The sequence below is a fragment of the Pseudomonas sp. GW822-FHT04H02 genome, assembly GCF_058800645.1.
Genome location: NZ_JBXAMM010000002.1, coordinates 685,518 through 705,813, shown reverse-complemented (window position 1 = coordinate 705,813; position 20,296 = coordinate 685,518). Strand labels below are relative to the sequence as shown.

At 63.0% G+C, this 20,296-nt stretch carries 17 protein-coding genes; 13 read left to right on the top strand and 4 right to left on the bottom strand.

Annotated features, from left to right (window positions below; all coding sequences use genetic code 11):
• The first annotated feature begins 62 nt into the window (after positions 1–62).
• Positions 63–2,912, top strand: coding sequence for an RNA polymerase-associated protein RapA (gene rapA / locus AC1RMG_RS10020; protein ID WP_015634418.1), 2,850 nt, complete (start codon positions 63–65; stop codon positions 2,910–2,912).
• An 84-nt stretch (positions 2,913–2,996) separates the two neighbouring features.
• Here the strand turns inward: rapA and AC1RMG_RS10015 are convergent, their stop codons facing one another.
• Positions 2,997–4,379 (bottom strand): spinster family MFS transporter, encoded by a 1,383-nt coding sequence (locus AC1RMG_RS10015; RefSeq protein WP_011059648.1) that lies wholly within the window; start codon positions 4,377–4,379, stop codon positions 2,997–2,999.
• Between the two features lie 327 nt (positions 4,380–4,706).
• Between AC1RMG_RS10015 and AC1RMG_RS10010 the strand changes: the two genes are divergently transcribed.
• Together AC1RMG_RS10010 and AC1RMG_RS10005 are read left to right on the top strand one after the other, a co-directional pair.
• Complete coding sequence (locus AC1RMG_RS10010; protein ID WP_015634416.1) at positions 4,707–5,075, top strand: YkgJ family cysteine cluster protein; 369 nt, start codon at positions 4,707–4,709, stop codon at positions 5,073–5,075.
• A gap of 142 nt (positions 5,076–5,217) precedes the next feature.
• Entirely contained in the window at positions 5,218–7,497 is a 2,280-nt protein-coding gene (locus AC1RMG_RS10005; RefSeq protein WP_493169123.1) for a putative bifunctional diguanylate cyclase/phosphodiesterase, read from the top strand.
• Here AC1RMG_RS10005 and AC1RMG_RS10000 read toward each other — a convergent pair.
• Complete coding sequence (locus tag AC1RMG_RS10000) at positions 7,388–8,284, bottom strand: NAD(P)-dependent oxidoreductase (RefSeq protein ID WP_401018632.1); 897 nt, start codon at positions 8,282–8,284, stop codon at positions 7,388–7,390. The two genes, AC1RMG_RS10005 and AC1RMG_RS10000, sit on opposite strands and share 110 nt — an antisense overlap.
• Positions 8,285–8,482: 198 nt before the next feature.
• On the opposite strand from AC1RMG_RS10000, the gene AC1RMG_RS09995 reads away from it, so the two are divergent.
• On the top strand, positions 8,483–10,663 hold the full coding sequence (locus tag AC1RMG_RS09995; protein WP_011059644.1) for a hypothetical protein: 2,181 nt from the start codon (positions 8,483–8,485) through the stop codon (positions 10,661–10,663).
• 274 nt (positions 10,664–10,937) lie between these two features.
• On the opposite strand, the gene AC1RMG_RS09990 is transcribed toward AC1RMG_RS09995, so the two are convergent.
• A complete protein-coding gene (locus AC1RMG_RS09990; RefSeq protein ID WP_493169121.1) occupies positions 10,938–11,243 on the bottom strand; it encodes a DUF2288 domain-containing protein in 306 nt (101 codons plus the stop codon).
• Positions 11,244–11,583: 340 nt separating this feature from the next.
• Here AC1RMG_RS09990 and AC1RMG_RS09985 point away from each other — a divergent pair, with 340 nt between their 5' ends.
• From AC1RMG_RS09985 to AC1RMG_RS09945, 9 genes are all read left to right on the top strand, one after another.
• The gene (locus tag AC1RMG_RS09985) at positions 11,584–12,711 is read left to right on the top strand and encodes a branched-chain amino acid ABC transporter substrate-binding protein (protein WP_011059642.1); all 1,128 of its coding nucleotides are present in this window, start codon (positions 11,584–11,586) and stop codon (positions 12,709–12,711) included.
• Positions 12,712–12,941: 230 nt separating this feature from the next.
• Positions 12,942–13,865: a high-affinity branched-chain amino acid ABC transporter permease LivH gene (livH, locus tag AC1RMG_RS09980; RefSeq protein WP_011059641.1), complete on the top strand. Its 924-nt coding sequence runs from the start codon at positions 12,942–12,944 to the stop codon at positions 13,863–13,865.
• Positions 13,862–15,118 carry a high-affinity branched-chain amino acid ABC transporter permease LivM gene (locus tag AC1RMG_RS09975; RefSeq protein WP_011059640.1) on the top strand — a complete coding sequence of 419 codons (1,257 nt, stop codon included), beginning with the start codon at positions 13,862–13,864 and terminating at the stop codon, positions 15,116–15,118. Before livH ends, AC1RMG_RS09975 begins: the two co-directional genes overlap by 4 nt.
• Entirely contained in the window at positions 15,115–15,882 is a 768-nt protein-coding gene (gene livG / locus AC1RMG_RS09970; RefSeq protein WP_011059639.1) for a high-affinity branched-chain amino acid ABC transporter ATP-binding protein LivG, read from the top strand. Before AC1RMG_RS09975 ends, livG begins: the two co-directional genes overlap by 4 nt.
• The gene (locus tag AC1RMG_RS09965; RefSeq protein WP_015634412.1) at positions 15,883–16,584 is read left to right on the top strand and encodes an ABC transporter ATP-binding protein; all 702 of its coding nucleotides are present in this window, start codon (positions 15,883–15,885) and stop codon (positions 16,582–16,584) included.
• Between the two features lie 152 nt (positions 16,585–16,736).
• Complete coding sequence (locus AC1RMG_RS09960; RefSeq protein WP_011059637.1) at positions 16,737–17,039, top strand: BufA1 family periplasmic bufferin-type metallophore; 303 nt, start codon at positions 16,737–16,739, stop codon at positions 17,037–17,039.
• Positions 17,040–17,064: 25 nt separating this feature from the next.
• The gene (bufB, locus tag AC1RMG_RS09955; protein WP_368994217.1) at positions 17,065–17,955 is read left to right on the top strand and encodes an MNIO family bufferin maturase; all 891 of its coding nucleotides are present in this window, start codon (positions 17,065–17,067) and stop codon (positions 17,953–17,955) included.
• Positions 17,952–18,722 carry an HvfC/BufC N-terminal domain-containing protein gene (locus tag AC1RMG_RS09950; RefSeq protein ID WP_011059635.1) on the top strand — a complete coding sequence of 257 codons (771 nt, stop codon included), beginning with the start codon at positions 17,952–17,954 and terminating at the stop codon, positions 18,720–18,722. Before bufB ends, AC1RMG_RS09950 begins: the two co-directional genes overlap by 4 nt.
• A 2-nt stretch (positions 18,723–18,724) precedes the next feature.
• Entirely contained in the window at positions 18,725–19,234 is a 510-nt protein-coding gene (locus tag AC1RMG_RS09945; protein WP_493169118.1) for a DoxX family protein, read from the top strand.
• Positions 19,235–19,304: 70 nt separating this feature from the next.
• On the opposite strand, the gene AC1RMG_RS09940 is transcribed toward AC1RMG_RS09945, so the two are convergent.
• Positions 19,305–20,213 (bottom strand): LysR family transcriptional regulator, encoded by a 909-nt coding sequence (locus tag AC1RMG_RS09940; RefSeq protein WP_019094469.1) that lies wholly within the window; start codon positions 20,211–20,213, stop codon positions 19,305–19,307.
• Positions 20,214–20,296: the final 83 nt, after the last annotated feature.

Below are 20,296 nucleotides of genomic sequence, written 5' to 3'. Positions count from 1 at the left end.
TTTGGACTGGAAGCGTCGTTCCGTTAAGATAGTCGGCTTTTTCAAAGCGGGAGTCAGGCAGCATGGCGCAGCAGTATCAACCGGGGCAACGCTGGATTAGTGACAGCGAAGCCGAGCTGGGTTTAGGCACCGTTCTGGCACAGGACGGTCGCTTGCTGACCGTGCTCTATCCGGCCACTGGCGACACCCGCCAGTATGCGCTACGGAATGCGCCCCTCACTCGCGTGAGGTTCTCTCCGGGTGACAGCATCACCCACTTCGAAGGCTGGAAAATGACCGTACAGGAAGTCGATGATGTCGACGGCCTGCTGGTCTACCACGGCCTCAACGGGCAGAACGAAGCCGTCACCCTGCCGGAAACCCAACTCTCGAACTTCATCCAGTTCCGTCTGGCCAGCGACCGTCTGTTCGCCGGGCAGATCGACCCGCTGGCCTGGTTCTCCCTGCGCTACCACACCCTGGAACACACCAGCCGCCAGCTGCAGTCCTCGCTCTGGGGCCTGGGTGGCGTGCGCGCCCAACCCATCGCCCACCAGTTGCACATTGCCCGTGAAGTCGCCGACCGCATCGCGCCGCGGGTCCTGCTGGCGGACGAAGTGGGCCTGGGCAAGACCATCGAGGCCGGCCTGGTGATCCATCGCCAACTGCTCTCGGGTCGCGCCAGCCGGGTGCTGATCCTGGTACCGGAAAACCTCCAGCACCAGTGGCTGGTAGAGATGCGCCGGCGCTTCAACCTGCAAGTGGCACTGTTCGATGAAGAACGCTTTATCGAAAGCGATGCCAGCAACCCGTTCGAAGACACCCAGCTGGCCCTGGTGGCCCTGGAGTGGCTGGTGGACGACGAGAAGGCCCAGGACGCGCTGTTCGCCGCCGGCTGGGACCTGATGGTGGTGGACGAAGCCCACCACCTGGTGTGGCACGAAGACCAGGTCAGCCCGGAATACGCCCTGGTGGAACAGCTGGCAGAGACCATTCCTGGCGTGCTGCTGTTGACCGCAACCCCGGAACAACTGGGCCAGGACAGCCACTTCGCCCGCCTGCGCCTGCTGGACCCGAACCGTTTCCACGACCTCGCGGCCTTCCGCGCCGAGAGCGAGAACTACCGCCCGGTGGCCGAAGCCGTGCAGGAACTGATGGATAAAGGCCGCCTGTCTCCCGAGGCGCACAAGACCATCCACGGTTTCCTCGGCAACGAAGGCGAAGCCCTGCTGGCCGCGGTCAACGACGGCGACAGCGAAGCCAGCGCACGCCTGGTGCGTGAACTGCTGGACCGCCACGGCACCGGCCGCGTGCTGTTTCGCAACACCCGCGCCGCGGTGCAGGGTTTCCCCGAGCGCAAGCTGCACGCCTACCCGCTGCCATGCCCGGACGAATACCTGGAACTGCCCCTGGGCGAACACGCCGAGCTGTACCCGGAAGTCAGCTTCCAGGCCCAGCCCGACGTCAGCGATGACGAACAACGCTGGTGGAAGTTCGACCCGCGGGTCGAGTGGCTGATCGACCAACTGAAAATGCTCAAGCGCACCAAGGTGCTGGTGATCTGCGCCCACGCAGAAACCGCCATGGACCTGGAGGACGCCCTGCGCGTGCGCTCCGGCATCCCGGCCACGGTATTCCACGAGGGCATGAACATCCTCGAACGTGACCGTGCCGCCGCCTACTTCGCCGATGAAGAGTTCGGCGCCCAGGTGCTGATCTGCTCGGAAATCGGCAGTGAAGGCCGCAACTTCCAGTTCGCCCACCACCTGGTGCTGTTCGACCTGCCGTCGCACCCGGACCTGCTGGAGCAGCGGATCGGCCGTCTCGACCGGATCGGCCAGAAGCACGTGATCGAACTGCACGTGCCGTACCTGGAAACCAGCCCGCAAGAGCGCCTGTTCCAGTGGTACCACGAAGCCCTGAACGCCTTCCTCAACACCTGCCCGACCGGCAACGCCCTGCAGCACCAGTTCGGCCCACGCCTGCTGCCGCTGCTGGAAAATGCCGATGACGGCGAGTGGCAAGCGCTGATCGACGAAGCCCGCGGCGAACGCGAGCGCCTGGAAGCCGAGCTGCACACCGGTCGCGACCGCCTGCTGGAGTTGAACTCCGGTGGTGCCGGCGAAGGCGACGCCCTGGTGGAAGCGATCCTCGAACAGGACGACCAGTTCGCCCTGCCGATCTACATGGAAACCCTGTTCGACGCTTTCGGCATCGACAGCGAGGACCATTCGGAAAACGCCCTGATCCTCAAGCCCAGCGAGAAGATGCTCGACGCCAGCTTCCCCCTGGGCGACGACGAAGGCGTGACCATCACCTACGACCGCAACCAGGCGCTGTCTCGCGAGGACATGCAGTTCATCACCTGGGAACACCCCATGGTGCAGGGCGGCATGGACCTGGTGCTGTCCGGCTCCATGGGCAACACCGCCGTGGCGCTGATCAAGAACAAGGCGCTCAAACCCGGCACCGTGCTGCTGGAGCTGCTGTACGTCAGTGAAGTGGTCGCCCCGCGCTCACTGCAACTGGGCCGCTACCTGCCGCCGGCTGCCCTGCGCTGCCTGCTGGACGCCAATGGCAACGACCTGTCGGCGCGGGTCGCCTTCGAGACCCTGAACGACCAGCTGGAAAGCGTGCCCAAGGCCAGCGCCAACAAGTTCATCCAGGCCCAGCGCGATCAATTGGCGCCGAAGATCAACGCCGGCGAAGCCAAGGTCGCACCGCGTCACGCCGAACGCGTGGCCGAGGCGCAACGCCGCCTGGCAGCCGACACCGACGAAGAACTGGCGCGCCTGACCGCGTTGCAGGCGGTCAACCCGACTGTCCGTGACAGCGAGCTGGTGGCCCTGCGTCAACAGCGCGAACAGGGCCTGGCCATGCTGGAAAAAGCCGCCCTGCGCCTGGAAGCGATCCGGGTGCTGGTGGCGGGCTGATAGCCCGGTTGTCAGCACTGAACAAAAGGCCCGCACTGTGCGGGCCTTTTTTTTGCCTGTCGCCTGCCAATGCAGCAACGCGCCCTAGCGGCTCACTGCACCATCGTTGATCGCCGGCAGGCTCACCTCTGCTGGGGCATCAGCGGCATCCCCACAGGCCAGACCCTCTTTCATCCGCTGGGCGTCACGGACAAAACAGCGCGCTGCCTGGAACAGAAACAGCAGGGTCAGGAACAGGGCCACGGGAATCAGGTACATCGCATCGTGCAGACCGATGGCCTTGAACTCCTCGGTCATCAGCTCTGCGCCTGCGGCATACATTGCCGAATGGGCGAAGTGGTCGGAGAGCGCCCCCACCACCACCGGCCCCAGGCCGCCCCCCAACAGGTACAGGCCGGCGAAGAACAGGGCCATGGCGGTGGCGCGCAAGCGCGGTTCGACCACATCCTGCAGTGCGGTATAGACGCAGGTATAGAAGTTGTAGGCAAACAGCCACCCGACACTGAATACCGCGACGAACACCCCGACCTCCACCCGCCCGGCATGCAGTGCCCATCCGGTGGCGAGGGTCGAGATGATCAGGCTGCAGGCCGCGAACAACAAACGACCATTGGCTACCCGCTGATGAATCTTGTCGGCGATCCAGCCGCCCAGGGTCAGGCCCACCAGGCCGGTCACCCCGACGATCAGCCCGGTGGCCATGGCGGCTTCCTGCAAGGGCATGAGGAAGTAGCGCTGCAGCATCGGCACCAGGAACGAGTTGCAGGCATAGGTGGCGAAGTTGAACGTCAGCCCGGCCAGAGTCAGCCAGAGAAAGGTCGGTATCGCCAGCACCCGGCGAATGGGCCGGTCAATCCGCACCTGGGCCACTTTCACCGTTTCCGCCGCGCCGCGCTTGGGTTCCTTGATGAAGAACATGAACACCGCCAGCACCAGCCCTGGTACCGCCGCAATGAAGAACGGCGCCCGCCAGCTGTCGAAGGCCTTGACCATGGCACCGATGGTGAAGAACGCCAGCACCAGCCCCAGAGGCAGGCCGAGCATGAAGATGCCCATGGCCCGGGCCCGGCGGTGAGCGGGGAACAGGTCGCCGATCAGCGAGTTGGCGGCCGGGGCGTAGCTGGCCTCGCCAATCCCCACGCCCATGCGCACCAGCAAAAAGCTCCAGAAGCTGCCGACCATGCCGTTGACCGCGGTGAGCCCGCTCCACACCGCCAGCCCCCAGCCCATCAGCTTGCTGCGCGAGCCGGTGTCGGCCAGGCGCCCCAGGGGCAAGCCGGCAATGGCATAGACAATGGTGAAGGCGGTGCCGATGATCCCCAGCTGGAAGTCGCTCAGGTGCCATTCCATGCGGATCGGCTCGATGATGATGGCGGGGATGGTGCGATCGAAGAAGTTGAACAGGTTTGCCAAAAACAACAGGAACAGAATGCGCCAGGCATTTGCCGCTTGAGTCGAATTATCCATGGATCGATCTCTTTTATTGTTATTGGGCCAGACGCGAGCGGGCCTGGAAGCTGCAATCTAGTCAGCCGCACCCACGCTGTCTGTAATCATTCGCCAGCCTGATACCAAGGCATCGCAGGCAGGCGCGGGGATGGCACTTGCGGCTCCCCGGAACAAGCCGCCCGAACTTCGCCACAGCCCCGCAACCCGGGCCTTTCCCAGTCTTTTCAAGGGCTTGGCCAAGGCCGAAAAAATACCTTGCGCCCCCCCTTCCCAAGGCCGATGCGAAGCCTAGAATAGCCGCCTTGCCAGCCCCCCTTATCAACCCCTCCCCCATCGAATACGCCAATGTCCGAAGCCAGTCCGTGTCTGAATTGCGGTGCCTGCTGTTCATACTTTCGTGTGTCTTTTTTCTGGGGCGAATGCGCCTCATCCGGCGGGACTGTCCCCGACGAGCTGGTGCAAAGCATCAGCCCCAGCCGGGTGGCAATGCTCGGAACCGACTGCAAATCCCCGCGCTGCATCGCCCTTGAAGGCGAGGTCGGCCAGGGTGTGAGCTGTTCGATCTATGACCAGCGCTCCAGCCCGTGCCGCGAGTTCGAGGCTTCCTGGACCGACGGCCAGCCCAACAGCGACTGCGACGCCGCCCGCGCCGCCTTCGGCCTGGCCCCCCTGGAACCGGCGGACACCGAGCCCTGGTACGAGGAAAGCGCTTAGCACCTTTGGCGATAGGGCCCATAAGCAAATCATTAGCAGCAGCGTGCCACCTCCCATTGCAGCCAGCGGGTGCCTTCTATACTCCAAGCACTCGTTGGCGCGCGGCTCCGCCGACCTCAGATGACTCAGAGATGGGCAGGCTATGGACTGGCTGGGCGTGCATTTCATTACCGAGCTTCCACAGGCCGGGCAAGTGGTCCTGCATTGCACCCACAACCCGGTTCTGGTGCTTCTGGCCTACCTGGTAGCCTGTGCCGCCAGCTTCGCCACCCTGGACATGGCCGAACGTGTCAGTCATGCCGAACGACCGGCCAGCCAGCGCCTGTGGCGCTGGGTCGGAGCCTGCTGCCTGGCCGGGGGGATCTGGGCCATGCACTTCATCGCCATGCTGGCGTTCGAGGCGCCGCTGCAGATCCACTACGACCTGCCCCTGACCCTGCTGTCGCTCCTGATCGCGCTGGTCGCCGCCTGGCTGGCGATGAACACCCTGAGCCACGCGCACATGCCGCTGTGGCGCTATGGCGTTGCTTCGATCTGGATCGGCCTGGGCATCGCCGCCATGCACTACGTCGGCATGGCGGCCATGCGCAGCAGCGCCAGCCTGTACTACGACCCCTTACTGATGGCGCTGTCGGTGCTGGTGGCGATCGCCTGCAGCCTGGCGGCGCTGCTGCTGTCCCGTCACCTGCGCGAAGGCAGCGGCATGTTCCACCAGTTGCTCAAGTACGCCAGCAGCCTGGTGCTGGGCGCTGCCATCGTGCTCATGCACTTCACCGGCATCTGGGCCATGACCCTGGTGCTGCCCGCCGGCAGCCTGCCCGCCCCCGCCACATCCGACGGGCATCTGCAACTGGGCCTGACCCTGAGCGCGATCGTGCTCTTGATCATCGGCAGCGGCATCAGCGCGGCCCTCGCCGACAAGAAGCTGCAACACAAGGAGCGGGACCTGCGGCGGGTCAATGCCCTGCTTTCGCAACTGGACCAGGCCCGGGTTTCCCTGCAGCAGGTGGCCCACTACGACGCCCTGACCAACCTGATCAACCGCCGCGGCTTCAACCAGCTGTTCGCCGAAAAGCTCATCGAGAAAACCACCTTTGGCGGCATGCTGGCGGTGATGTTCCTCGACATCGACCACTTCAAGCGCATCAATGACAGCCTCGGCCACGATGCCGGGGACGAGTTGCTGAAAGTCATCGCCGGGCACATCAAGAGCTCCACCCGCAGCCATGAAGACGTGGTGGCACGCCTGGGCGGCGACGAGTTCTGCATCCTCATCAATCTGTACGACCGCGAAGAAGCCCGGCAGATGGCCCAGCGCATCATGCAGAAAATGAAGGAGCCGATCGAACTGGGAGGGCGGCGCATGGTGATGACCACCAGCATCGGCATCAGCGTCTTCCCCGATGACGGCAAGACCTGCGAGGAGTTGCTCAAGAACGCCGACCTGGCCCTGTATCAATCCAAGGATTGCGGGCGCAACAGCCTGCATTTCTTCAACTCCCACCTCAAGACCCGGGCCACCCTGGAACTGCAACTGGAAGAGGAATTGCGCAACGCCCTGCGCGACGACCAGGGCCTGCTGCTGTATTACCAACCTATCTACGACCTCAAGAGCGGCAGGGTCACCAAGCTCGAAGCCCTGATCCGCTGGCAGCACCCGCAACATGGGCTGCTGACCCCGGATCGCTTCATCTCCATTGCCGAAGCCAACGGCATGATCGCCGAGCTGGACAACTGGGTGCTGCGCAAGGCCTGCGCGGACCTGGCCTACCTGTCGCGCCATGGCGGTGGCGAACTGAAGATCGCGGTCAACTGCTCGGCCCTGAACCTGACCCGCGAAGAGCTCGCCGGGGAGATCGAAAGCGCCCTGCGCCAGGCCCAGGTGGCGCCGCAGCGGCTGGAGCTGGAAGTCACGGAAAACGCCCTGATGGGCAATATTGCCAGCACCCTGGCGCTGCTCAAGCAGATCCGCGGGCTGGGGGTGTCGCTGTCGATCGACGACTTCGGCACCGGCTACTCATCCCTGGCCTATCTCAAGCGCTTGCCCCTGAACACCCTGAAGATCGATCGCTCGTTCATCCAGGACATCCCCAAGTCGACCCAGGACATGGAGATCGTCCAGGCGATCATCATCATGGCCCACACCCTGCACCTGCAGGTGGTCACCGAAGGGGTCGAAACCCCGGAACAGCAAGCGTTTCTCCGGCACCATGGCTGCGACTACCTGCAGGGCTACCTGCTCAGCCATCCGGTGCCGCTGCGGGAGTTGCGCGGGGTGCTGGAGGAGCTCGACCAGCGCCACGCCGCGCCGATCAATCCGCGGGCGCCGGGTCCCGATAAAGGCGAATCAGGGTCGCTGGATCTTTTTCCAGATAGCCCTGCCCACCATGCAGACGCATCAACTGCGCAGCTAATCCGCTGATCGGCGTCGCCGAGCCCTGTTCGCGGGAAAACTTCACCGCTCCATCCAGGTCCTTGAGCAGGGTGCGCACATGCCACTTCACCGGCTCGAACCGGCTTTCAGCCATTTGCGGGGCCAGGATCTGCAAAGGTTTCGAGTCGGCAAAGCCACCGGCCAGGGCCTCGGCGATCAGCCGCGCATCCACCCCCGAGCGCTCGGCCAGGGCCACCACCTCGGCGATCACCAGGGCGTTGCAGGCGACGATCATCTGGTTGCAGGCCTTGGTCACCTGCCCGGCGCCCACCGCCCCCATGTGCGTGACCCGCTGCCCCAGGGTCAGCAGCACTGGCCGCACCCGCTCGACGTCCGTCGCCTCACCGCCAACCATGATGGCCAGGCTGCCGGCCTCGGCGCCCGGGGTACCGCCGGACACCGGCGCATCGACCCAGGCCACGCCGCGGCTCGCGGCCAGTTCGGCGGCCATTTCCCGGGTAGCCGTGGGTTCCAGGCTGGAGAGGTCCAGCAGCAGCTGGCCGGCCCGGGCGCCCTGGGCGATACCCTCGGGGCCAAACACCACCTCGCGCACCACCTCGGTATTGGCCAGGCACATCAGCATCAGGTCGGCATGGGCACACAGCTGCGCCGGCGTGGCAACTTGTCGCGCCCCGGCAGCCACCAGGGGCGCGCATTTTTCCGGGTTGCGGTTCCACACCGTCAGCGGATAGCCCGCCGCCAGCAGCCGGCGGCACATCGGCAAGCCCATCAGGCCGATTCCGGCAAAGCCGAGTGAAGGTAACGCTGACATCATATTGCCCTCATTTGATTAAAGATCACCGAATACTGGCCGATTCATCATGATTCAGGAAAGGATTCCCCCGAGCGTCGCTCAGAAAAAACCCTGACGCCTTGGGCAAAATTCGCGCTCCACGCAGCGACGAGGTCCCATTCCGTGATGGTTCGACGACACCTCGTCCACGAGCCAACCTGACCAGGCATATGGCGCACAATGACTTCTAAAAACAAACCTGCCAACGCAGTCTCCGAGATGACGCTGACCTCCCCCACAACTAGCCCCTCAGACCCGAAGCCATTGTCCAGTTCACGCCCCCTGTCGACTCAGCAGTACCTGTATTTCACCGAAACCAATACCGACCGCATCCTCGACAACCTCGACGGTCTGCGCGACACGGTGTTCCCGCGGCCACCGCACCTGGAAGGCGAGCCGGACAACCGTCGCGACCAGGAATTTCCTTCGGTCTGCCTGATCGGCCTGGGCCGCTGCGGCTCCAACATCGCCCTGGATGTGGCCGAGCTGGTGTACAACGCCCGCAAGTTCTACCTCAACGAATTCAATAACGAAGACAAGGCCTACGAAGGCGGCTACAGCCCGGGCCAGTGGATCCGCCAGAACCTGCGCCTGGGCCAGAACAAGGCCAGCAAGCCGGTGTTCCTGGTGGAACCGCTGGTGATGCTCGGCGACCTGGACAAGGACATTGCCGGGCGCATCCGTTTCTCGCGCAAGGGCGAGAAAAGCGGCTTCATCCGCGACTACAGCAAGATGAAGATCATGGACCTCTCGGAAGTCCACGCCGGTGGCGCCGGTAACGCGCCGATCCTCGGCCAGTACCTGGCCAAGATCATCCTCAACAAGGACACCCAGCGCTTCTCCAGCCCCGACTGGAAGATGATCCACTCGTACCTGATCGACTCCTGCGGGATCAAGGCCAACCAGTCGCGCCTGTACTTCTCGATCTTCAGTGCCGGCGGCGGTACCGGCTCGGGCATGGCCTCGGAATTCGGCCTGGCCCAGCAGTACTCGTACATGAACAAGACCTTCGACACCAAGCCGATGGACGAGCACGACAGCAAGAGCGGGCACTCCTTCGTCTTCGAGCCGATCTTCACCAGTGGCATCTGCGTGCTACCGAACATTTCGGACCATCGCAGCGAAATGTCCGAGGCGCTGCACATCAACGCCGGCCGCCTGCTGTGCAAATACCTTTCGGAAGAGTGGGACTTCTCCTACAACTTCGACAATGAAGACAGCAGCGAAGCCAGCGTCATGGGACGGATCCGCCCCTGGAACGCGATGATGCTGATCTCCAACGACATCATGCGCTACGCCGAAGAAAGCGATGACGGCAACATCCAGAACATCGACGTCAACGCCATGGAGAAGCACGCCAACCAGTACATCTCCCAGCAGATCTTCAACATCCTCACCGCCCAGGCGGTGACCACCGACTACGACCAGAACTACTTCCGGCGGGCCGGCATCGACATCGGCGAAACCATCCGCCTGGATGCCAACGACCTGTTCATGAGCCTGGCCGGCCCGGTGGCGATCGCCTATGCCGAATCCGTGGTGCCGGAGCAGCCGGTGCCCACCGGCGACAAGTTCAAGGTGTTCGAGAAAGAGCCGCAGCGCCTGAACATCGACGACCTGTTCTTCCGCTCCATCGACCTGCCGCACTTCAACAAGGTGACCCAGGCCATCGAGGGCATCAGCCTGCTGCCGATCGAGTCCAAGCGCTATCGCGCGGCCCTGGAGCAGTACAAGGCCTCGGGTTACGACGCCGCGGCGCTGCACGACCTGCACTTCTTCAAGAACTGCTCGTCGGTGGTGTCGATCGTGTCCCTGCCCAAGGACTACAAGCTGTCCTACATGGACCTGAACCGGCTCAAGACCCACCTCAACAGCCTGTTCCCCAACACCACCCTCAAGCGCTACGCGCTGGTGATCGGCGCTTCGGCCAACCTGTCGCTGACCACCCTGATCGCCAAGAGCCCGTGCCTGTCGGACGACTTCCTGACCCTGATCGTGGCCTTTATCAAGCGTTGCTTTGCGCGCAATCCATACCGTTTCGACGACACCCTGGACAACTCGGTGCTGGATTTCATCGTCAGTGACCAGTTCGATGAAGACCGCATCGACGATCTGCTCAACGAATTCGAGAACCCGGCGAAGATCCTCGACACCAACTGGTATGCGATCAAGCCGATGTACGAGAAGAAGTACCGCGAGCTGATCAACGACAAGGACAAGTTCGTCTCGATCAACGACATCCGCCTGTCCCGGGATTGCGTGAAGAAGGCCATCAAGTACCTGCGGGAAATCTACCGCCACCGTATCGGCAAGACCCGGGTCATCTCGCTCAACAGTCACACGGGCAAGACCGCGTATTAAGAAGGGCTTCGCCGGCCAGCCGGCTCCTGCACGGCAGGGAAAAACCTGCTGTCCTGTGGGAGCCGGCTGGCTGGCGAATGGTCAATTTGCTCACATCGCGAAACAATTAAGCAGCTCGTCGGCTGGGCTTGAAACTGTTCCCCTTCCGTGAACGTCACCCTGAGGGAAAAGCCCGTGGGGCCTTTCTCTACGGCAAGGTGCCATCACTGGATTCACGGTTACTCGGCTACACACTTTTGTCCGACAAAAACCCGCCCCTTATCGGTGCACGCTCTTAGTGCGATGCCCTTTCCTGGATCAGGATCCAGGGTGAAACCACCACCGCCCACAGCGTCGGATCACGTTCCAGCAGATCGGATGCCCGCGTCGCAGACAGTTTCTCGACCTTTCCTTCGGCCAGCCAGGCCGCCACTTTTTCTGCCTGGTTCTCGGCCACGGCCTGGGCCGCCTCGATCAGATCCAGGTCGGCCTCGACCCACAATAGGGCACCCTTGGCGAAGAACGGCTCCAGTTCCTTCCAGCTGATAGATGCGGTCTCACCAAGCAGCTTGGCATAGAGGGTGCTAGGTTCTTGAGTCATGGGACTGTCCAGAAATGAAATCGGCGCAATCATAACGTCGGGGCTCTGGCAGAAAAACCCAGAAGCAAGCGCGACACCGATCGAGAAGCTCAGAAGCGCCAGGGACTGACGCCGAACCGGGCGCAAGCCACGCCGCAAATCTGTCTTTTTCTTTCAATTAAGCGACACCCCGCGTTTTTGCCCCCAGCAGCCAGCTTTTCAAGCGAACAACCGGCGCTCTACACTGTACCGGTACAGTTGCCAGGGGCATTTTCCGACGGGTATTCACGAAATATCTGATTCGGTTCTGCGACCAAGGCCGCCGGAACTATAAAAATTACAACAGTAAGAGTGGAGCACTATGAATAAGGCTACTAAGCAGATTTCCAAACTGTTTGCCGCTATGGTCCTGGCCGGGGTTGCCAGCCATTCGTTCGCAGCTGACACCATCAAGATCGGTATCGCCGGCCCCAAGACCGGCCCTGTAGCCCAATACGGCGACATGCAGTTCAGTGGCGCGAAAATGGCCATCGAACAGATCAACGCCAAAGGCGGCGTCAACGGCAAGAAGCTCGAAGCCGTTGAATACGACGATGCCTGTGATCCCAAGCAAGCCGTGGCAGTCGCCAACAAAGTGGTCAACGATGGCGTCAAGTACGTGGTCGGCCACCTGTGCTCCAGCTCCACTCAACCTGCTTCCGACATCTACGAAGACGAAGGCGTGATCATGATTACCCCGGCTGCCACCAGCCCGGACATCACCGCCCGTGGTTACAAGATGGTGTTCCGCACCATTGGCCTGGACAGCGCCCAGGGCCCTGCCGCCGGTAACTACATCGCCGACCACGTGAAACCCAAAGTGGTTGCCGTGCTCCACGACAAGCAGCAGTACGGTGAAGGCATCGCCACCGCCGTGAAGCAGACCCTGGAGAAGAAAGGCACCAAGGTCGCCGTATTCGAAGGCATCAACGCCGGCGACAAGGACTTCTCTTCGCTGATCGCCAAGCTCAAGCAGGCCAACGTCGACTTCGTCTACTACGGCGGCTACCACCCTGAGCTGGGCCTGATCCTGCGCCAATCCCAGGAAAAAGGCCTGAAGGCCAAGTTCATGGGCCCGGAAGGCGTGGGTAACGACTCCATTTCGCAGATCGCCAAGGATGCTTCCGAAGGCCTGCTGGTCACCCTGCCTAAATCCTTCGACCAGGACCCGGCCAACGTGGCCCTGGCTGACGCGTTCAAGGCCAAGAAAGAAGACCCGAGCGGTCCTTTCGTATTCCCTTCCTACTCCGCAGTTGAAGTCATCGCCGGCGCCATCACCAACGCCAAGAGCGAAGACGCGGCCAAGGTGGCTGAAGCCATCCACGCCGGCACCTTCAAAACCCCTACCGGCGACCTGAGCTTCGACGCCAAGGGCGACTTGAAAGACTTCAAGTTCGTGGTCTACGAGTGGCACTTCGGCAAACCTAAAACCGAAGTTTCCCCTCAGTAAGGCGCGGCCTGACTGACTGCCAATAAAGCCCACGGCGTGCCGTGGGCTTTGTTTTACGAATGTATGGGCCTGTGTTCCGTGATCCGGAATCCCGCCCACCTGAAAATCTCAAAACCGTCATCAGCGGTTCGCTGGCAAAACCCAGCCCGAAGTGGGTGCAGATCCACGGGGCCTGGGCGGGAAAATGACTCCACCAGTGAAATGCGTATCAGGTTTTTAGGAGCGTTGTAATGCCTGACATCTATCACTTTTTCCAACAGCTGGTTAACGGTCTCACCGTTGGCAGCACGTATGCCCTGATCGCCATCGGCTATACGATGGTTTACGGCATCATTGGAATGATCAACTTCGCCCACGGCGAGGTGTACATGATCGGTTCCTACGTGGCGTTCATCGCCATCGCCGGGCTGGCCATGATGGGACTCGACAGCGTCCCGCTCTTGATGACCGCAGCCTTCATCGCGAGCATCGTCGTCACCAGTGCCTACGGCTACAGCATCGAACGGATCGCCTACCGCCCCTTGCGGGGTAGTAACCGCCTGATCCCGCTGATCTCCGCCATCGGCATGTCGATCTTCCTGCAGAACACCGTTCTGCTGGCGCAGGACTCCAAGGACAAATCCATTCCCAACCTGATCCCGGGCAACTTCTCCATCGGGCCAGGCGGCGCACATGAAGTGCTGATTTCCTACATGCAGATCGTGGTATTCGTGGTGACCCTCATCGCCATGCTCGGCCTGACGCTGTTCATCTCCCGTTCTCGCCTGGGTCGCGCCTGCCGCGCCTGTGCCGAGGACATCAAGATGGCCAACCTCCTGGGGATCAATACCAACAACATCATCGCCCTGACCTTCGTGATCGGCGCCGCGCTGGCGGCCATCGCCGCCGTGCTGCTGAGCATGCAATACGGTGTGATCAACCCCAACGCCGGTTTCCTGGTGGGCCTGAAGGCCTTCACCGCAGCGGTCTTGGGCGGCATCGGCAGCATTCCGGGCGCGATGCTCGGCGGGCTGGTGCTGGGGGTGGCCGAAGCCTTTGGTGCCGACGTGTTCGGCGACCAGTACAAGGACGTCGTGGCGTTCGGCCTGTTGGTTCTGGTGCTGTTGTTCCGTCCGACCGGCATTCTGGGCCGTCCGGAGGTTGAGAAAGTATGACTAGGAATCTTAAATCGGCGCTGTTCAGCGCCTTGTTGGTCTGGGCTGTCGCCTACCCGGTGCTGGGCCTGAAACTGACCATCGTCGGCATCAACCTGGAAGTCCACAACACCAGCCCGACCATTCTTGCCACCATCGCGGTGTGCTCGGTGCTGATGTTCCTGCGGGTGCTGTTCCATAGCCAGATCAGCGCCGCCTGGAAGTCCTCTCCCAGCATGCCGTTGATCCCGGCCAAGGCCAGCAACTTCCTGACCCTGCCCAGCACCCAGCGCTGGATCATCCTGGCGTTGATCCTTGGCGCCCTGGTCTGGCCGTTCTTCGGCTCCCGCGGGGCGGTGGACATTGCCACGCTGATCCTGATCTACGTGATGCTGGGCCTGGGCCTGAACATCGTGGTCGGCCTGGCCGGCCTGCTGGACCTGGGTTACGTGGGTTTCTACGCCGTCGGCGCCTACAGCTATGCGCTGCTGTCGCACTACTTCGGCCTGAGCTTCTGGATCTGCCTGCCGATCGCCGGCCTGATGGCGGCCACTTTCGGCTTCCTGCTGGGCTTCCCGGTGCTGCGCCTGCGGGGTGACTACCTGGCAATCGTGACCCTGGGCTTTGGCGAGATCATCCGTCTGCTGCTGCGCAACATGACCGATCTCACCGGCGGCCCCAACGGCATCAGCAACATCGAGAAGCCGACCTTCTTCGGCCTGACCTTCGAGCGCAAGGCAGCAGAAGGCATGCAGACCTTCCACGAGTTCTTCGGCCTGCAGTACAACTCGATCAACAAGGTGATCTTCCTCTACCTGGTGGCCCTGCTGCTGGCACTGGCGGCGCTGTTCGTCATCAATCGCCTGCTGCGCATGCCCATCGGCCGTGCCTGGGAAGCCTTGCGTGAAGACGAGATCGCCTGCCGTGCCCTGGGCCTGAACCCCACCGTGATCAAGCTCTCGGCCTTTACCCTGGGCGCCGCGTTCGCCGGTTTCGCCGGCAGCTTCTTCGCCGCGCGCCAAGGCCTGGTGACCCCGGAATCCTTCACCTTCATCGAGTCGGCGATCATCCTCGCCATCGTCGTGCTGGGTGGCATGGGCTCGCAGCTGGGTGTGATCCTGGCGGCGATCGTGATGATCCTCTTGCCTGAAATGATGCGTGAATTCAGCGAATACCGGATGTTGATGTTCGGCGCCATGATGGTGCTGATGATGATCTGGCGTCCTCAAGGTCTGCTGCCCATGCAACGTCCTCACATGGAGCTGCGCAAATGAGCCGTGAGATCCTCAAAGTAACCGGCCTGTCGATGCGCTTCGGCGGCCTGCTGGCGGTCAACGGCGTAGCCCTGACCGTCAAGGAAAAACAAGTGGTGGCATTGATCGGCCCGAACGGTGCCGGCAAGACCACGGTGTTCAACTGCCTGACCGGTTTCTACCAGCCCAGCGCCGGCAGCATCCTCCTGGACGGCGAGCCGATCGAAGGCCTGCCGGGCCACAAGATCGCCCGCAAGGGCGTGGTGCGTACCTTCCAGAACGTGCGGCTGTTCAAGGACATGACCGCGGTCGAGAACCTGTTGATCGCCCAGCACCGGCACCTGAACACCAACTTCCTCTCCGGGCTGTTCAAGACCCCGGCGTTTCGCAAGAGCGAGCGCGAGGCCATGGAGTACGCCGGCTACTGGCTGGACAAGGTCAACCTGCGGGAGTTCGCCAACCGCCCCGCCGGCACCCTGGCCTATGGTCAGCAACGGCGCCTGGAAATCGCCCGCTGCATGATGACCCGCCCGCGGATCCTCATGCTCGACGAGCCAGCCGCCGGCCTCAACCCCAAGGAAACCGAGGACCTCAAAGCGCTGATCAGCGTGCTGCGTGAAGAGCACAACGTCACCGTGCTGCTGATCGAACACGACATGAAACTGGTCATGAGCATTTCCGACCATATCGTGGTGATCAACCAGGGCACGCCCCTGGCCGACGGCACGCCGGAACAGATCCGCGACAATCCCGAAGTGATCAAAGCCTACCTGGGGGAAGCGTAAATGCTGCAGTTCGAAAACGTTTCCACCTTCTACGGCAAGATCCAGGCGTTGCACAGCGTCAACGTCGAGATCCGCCAGGGCGAGATCGTCACCCTGATCGGCGCCAACGGTGCCGGCAAGTCCACCCTGCTGATGACCCTCTGCGGCTCGCCCCAGGCCCACAGCGGCAGCATCCGTTACCTGGGTGAAGAACTGGTGGGGCAAAGCTCGGCGCAGATCATGCGCAAGAGCATTGCCGTGGTGCCGGAAGGCCGCCGGGTATTCGCCCGCCTGACCGTGGAAGAGAACCTCGCCATGGGCGGCTTCTTCACCGACAAGGGCGACTACCAGGAGCAGATGGACAAGGTCCTGGAGCTGTTCCCACGGCTCAAGGAGCGCTTCACCCAGCGCGGCGGCACCATGTCCGGCGGTGAACAGCAGATGCTCGCCATCGGTCGTGCGCTGATGAGCAAGCCCAAGCTGCTGCTCCTGGACGAACCGTCCCTGGGCCTGGCGCCGATCATCATCCAGCAGATCTTCGACATCATCGAACAGCTGCGCCGCGACGGCGTGACGGTGTTCCTGGTGGAGCAGAACGCCAACCAGGCGCTGAAGATCGCCGACCGTGCCTATGTGCTGGAGAACGGCCGGGTGGTGATGCAAGGCACCGGTGAATCGCTGCTGACCGATCCGAAGGTGCGTGAAGCCTACCTGGGCGGCTAAGCACCTGCGTCACTGAAAACGGCCCTTCGGGGCCGTTTTTTTTATTCCGGGATAAAAAACTGCCCCGGGCTGTAACGAATCCCCATGAGCCTTCTCTAGAGGGGTAAGCAAGCACAGATGCTTCCTTACCCCAACCGCACTGGAGAAACATCATGAGCAACACTCGTACCCTGTCCGCCACTGCCCTGGTCCTGGCCCTGGGCTCTGCCCTCAGCGTCGCCGCCCTGCCCACCACCGCCCATGCCGCGGACGACATGGAAAAGTGCTTCGGCGTGGCCATGAAGGGCAAAAACGATTGCGCCGCGGGCGCCGGCACCACCTGCGCCGGGACCTCCAAGGTCAACGACCAGGCCAACGCCTGGAAGCTGGTACCCAAGGGCAGCTGCGAGAAAACCGCCAGCAGTACCTCGCCTACCGGTTTCGGCCAGCTCGAAGCCTTCAAAGCCAAGTCCTGATCCTGCGCCTGCCTGAGTGTCGACGATGAACACCGCCCCGCTGCACCACCCTGGCCACGACATTCAGGCGCGCACCTCCAGCCTGCCGCCCCGCGCCGGGCTGGGGCTCAAGACCGAGCATTTCAAACACGTGCTGGAAGAGCAGCCCGACATCGGTTTCTTCGAGGTGCATGCGGAGAACTACATGGTGGCGGGCGGCCCTTTCCACCATTACCTGGGCCTGATCCGCGAACGCTACCCGCTGTCGCTGCACGGTGTCGGCCTGTCCATCGGTGGCGAAGGCCCCCTGGACCTGGCTCACCTGGAGCGGCTGGCCGGCTTGATCGAACGCTATCAGCCCCAGTCCTTTTCCGAACACCTGGCCTGGTCCAGCCACGGCCCGGTGTTCCTCAACGACCTGCTGCCCCTGGCCTACGACGGGCCCACCTTGCGCCGGGTCTGCGAGCACATCGACCAGGTGCAGAACCAACTGGGACGAACCATGCTGCTGGAAAATCCGGCCACCTACCTGCAATTCCAACGCTCGACCCTGGACGAGACCGACTTCATCCGCGAAGTGGTCCAGCGCAGCGGCTGCGGCCTGCTGCTGGACGTCAACAACCTCTATGTGTCGTGCATCAATCACCAGCGCGATCCCCTGGCCTACCTGCAAGCACTGCCGCTGCAGGCGGTGGGCGAGATTCATCTGGCCGGGTTCGCCGAAGACCGGGACAGCCTCGGTGACCGTCTGTTGATCGACGATCACGGTGCCCCGGTCGACGCTGCGGTCTGGGCCCTGTACCAGGAGGTGCTGGGGCTCATTGGCCCGATGGCCACCCTGATCGAGCGCGACAACCACCTGCCGGCCTTTGCCACCCTGATGGCCGAGGCCTGCCAGGCAGAAGCGCTGTTGCTCGGCGCCCAGGTGCAGCCATGAGCGGCCAGGGGGAATTCGCCAGGGCCCTGCTGAGCGCCGAACCGGGCTGCCCACAGGGGCTGTCCAGCAGCAACGGCGCCGATCCGGCCAGCCGCTTCGCGGTCTATCGCAACAATGTGCAGGCCTCGTTGAGCAACGCCCTGGCCGAGTCATACCCGGTCGTCATGCAATTGGTTGGTCGCGAGTTTTTCAACGCCATGGCCGCGCTCTACATCCGGGACTTCGCCCCCGCCAGCCCTCTGCTCAACGACTATGGCCGGGACCTGGGCGACTTTATCCAGGGCTTCGGGCCGGCCGCCGGCCTGCCCTACCTGGCCGACATGGCCCGCCTTGAACGGCTGCGGGTCGAGGCCTACCACGCCGCCGACGCCCGCCCCCTGGAGCCGTCACGGCTACTGGCGGCGATGAACCAGCCCGACCGCCTCGGCCAGGCGCAACTGCTCCTGCATCCGTCACTGCGCACCCTGCACTCCGGCTACGCCGTAGTGAGCCTGTGGGCGGCGCACCAGAGCGACCAGCCCTGGCCGGCTTTCGACCTGCAGCAGGGGCAGAACGCCCTGGTGCTGCGCAACGCCCTGGAGGTCGAGGTGATCGCCGTGGATACCGGCGCCATGACCTTCATTGAAGCCCTACGCAACCACTGGCCGCTGGAAATCGCCGCGGCCCATGCCCTGGACGCCCAGGCCGACTTCGACCTGGGCCAGTGCCTGGGCCTGCTGCTCGGCCACGGCGCTCTTATCGACCTGCAACCCCAGAAGAAGGCCTGACCATGAGCACCCAGACAGAAACACCCATTGCCGGACTGGTGAATCGGATCATTCAAGGGTTTGAGCGCATTCCCTACAGCCTGATCGCCTTTATCGCGCGTTTTTCCATTGCCGCGGTGTTCTGGAAATCCGGACAGACCAAGGTCGAGGGGCTGGCCGTCGACCTGGTCGATGGCACCTTCCAGCTGGGCTGGCCGCGCCTGGCGGATTCGACCATTCCCCTGTTCAAGAGCGAGTACCACGTGCCCCTGTTGACGCCGGAAGTGGCGGCGCACCTGGCGGCCTTTGCCGAGCATTTTTTCCCGATGCTGATCCTGCTGGGCCTGGCCACGCGCTTTTCCGCCCTGGCGCTGCTGGGGATGACCCTGACCATCCAGCTCTTCGTCTACCCGGACGCCTACCCGACCCACGGCACCTGGGCGGCGATCTTCCTGCTGTTGATGGCCCGCGGCCCGGGCGTGTTTTCCCTCGACCACCTGCTGGCCCGGCATTTTCGCCACCGTCCTCTTTAGCCGCTGCCGCAGGCTGCGAACAGGGCCGCAGGCCCTTCAAGTTCACAAACGACGGTAAAGCCGGAGGAAGCTACAAACGATCCAGCGCCTCACCGCTGCGACGAAACCAGTCCATCAGGTAATCGGCCAGCACCTGGGTACGCTTGGGCAGGCCGCCCTGATAGGAGTGCACCAGGTACATCGGCATGCTGCGGGTCTGGTAGTCCCGCAACAGCCAGCGCAGGCGGCCGTCCGCCAGTTCGCTGTGCAGCACATAGGACGGCAGCCGGGCGATCCCCGCGCCCACCAGGGCAGCCTTCTTCAGGAGGTTGTAGTGGTTGCTGGCGAAGGGGCCGCTGACCCGCACCCGCAACAGCTCATGGCGCTGGTGGTACAACCACTCTTCCCGACCGCTGTAATGGCTATTGAGCAGGCAGCGATGCCCGGCCAGCTCCTGAGGCGTGCGCGGCTCGCCGTATTGCTCCAGGTAGGCCGGGCTGGCGCAGGTCATTTCATGCCAGGCCAACAGCGGCCGGGCCACCAGGCGCTGGTCGTTGGCCACCTCCGAGCGCACGGCCAGATCGAAACCCTCCCGGGCCAGGTCGCGGTAACTGTTGTTCAGGTCCAGCTCGATCTGCACCTGGGGGTAGTGCCGGGAGAACTCCAGCAGCAGGCCATCGAAAAAAGTTTCCCCCAGGGAGACCGGGACAGTGAGGCGCACCGGCCCGGCCATATCGTCCTTGAGCCGGGCCAGGGCCTGATGGGCCCGCTCCACTTGGACTACCAGCGCCTGGGCCTGAGGCAGAAGCGCCGCCCCGGCGGCGGTCAGGTCCAGACGTCGGGTGGTGCGTTGCAGCAGTACCACGGCGTAGCGGGCTTCCAGGGCGCTGATGCGTTTGGAGAGCTGGCCCTTGCTGCACCCCAACTGCTGGGCCGCCTGGGTAAAGCTGCCGGCTTCCACCAGCACCGCAAATGCCGCCAGGTCATCCATCTCGCTCATGGATTGTTTCCATTTGAAAACCAAAGGTTGCCTATTAGCGCGTTAATCCATGAAAAAAACCACTCTAGACTGCAACCTCACCC

Coding starts and splice junctions, on each gene's coding strand:
- rapA (WP_015634418.1), top strand. CDS start 63: ATGGCGCAGCAGTATCAACCGGGGCAACGCTGGATTAGTGACAGCGAA.
- AC1RMG_RS10015 (WP_011059648.1), bottom strand. CDS start 4,379: ATGGATAATTCGACTCAAGCGGCAAATGCCTGGCGCATTCTGTTCCTG.
- AC1RMG_RS10010 (WP_015634416.1), top strand. CDS start 4,707: ATGTCCGAAGCCAGTCCGTGTCTGAATTGCGGTGCCTGCTGTTCATAC.
- AC1RMG_RS10005 (WP_493169123.1), top strand. CDS start 5,218: ATGGACTGGCTGGGCGTGCATTTCATTACCGAGCTTCCACAGGCCGGG.
- AC1RMG_RS10000 (WP_401018632.1), bottom strand. CDS start 8,284: ATGATGTCAGCGTTACCTTCACTCGGCTTTGCCGGAATCGGCCTGATG.
- AC1RMG_RS09995 (WP_011059644.1), top strand. CDS start 8,483: ATGACTTCTAAAAACAAACCTGCCAACGCAGTCTCCGAGATGACGCTG.
- AC1RMG_RS09990 (WP_493169121.1), bottom strand. CDS start 11,243: ATGACTCAAGAACCTAGCACCCTCTATGCCAAGCTGCTTGGTGAGACC.
- AC1RMG_RS09985 (WP_011059642.1), top strand. CDS start 11,584: ATGAATAAGGCTACTAAGCAGATTTCCAAACTGTTTGCCGCTATGGTC.
- livH (WP_011059641.1), top strand. CDS start 12,942: ATGCCTGACATCTATCACTTTTTCCAACAGCTGGTTAACGGTCTCACC.
- AC1RMG_RS09975 (WP_011059640.1), top strand. CDS start 13,862: ATGACTAGGAATCTTAAATCGGCGCTGTTCAGCGCCTTGTTGGTCTGG.
- livG (WP_011059639.1), top strand. CDS start 15,115: ATGAGCCGTGAGATCCTCAAAGTAACCGGCCTGTCGATGCGCTTCGGC.
- AC1RMG_RS09965 (WP_015634412.1), top strand. CDS start 15,883: ATGCTGCAGTTCGAAAACGTTTCCACCTTCTACGGCAAGATCCAGGCG.
- AC1RMG_RS09960 (WP_011059637.1), top strand. CDS start 16,737: ATGAGCAACACTCGTACCCTGTCCGCCACTGCCCTGGTCCTGGCCCTG.
- bufB (WP_368994217.1), top strand. CDS start 17,065: ATGAACACCGCCCCGCTGCACCACCCTGGCCACGACATTCAGGCGCGC.
- AC1RMG_RS09950 (WP_011059635.1), top strand. CDS start 17,952: ATGAGCGGCCAGGGGGAATTCGCCAGGGCCCTGCTGAGCGCCGAACCG.
- AC1RMG_RS09945 (WP_493169118.1), top strand. CDS start 18,725: ATGAGCACCCAGACAGAAACACCCATTGCCGGACTGGTGAATCGGATC.
- AC1RMG_RS09940 (WP_019094469.1), bottom strand. CDS start 20,213: ATGAGCGAGATGGATGACCTGGCGGCATTTGCGGTGCTGGTGGAAGCC.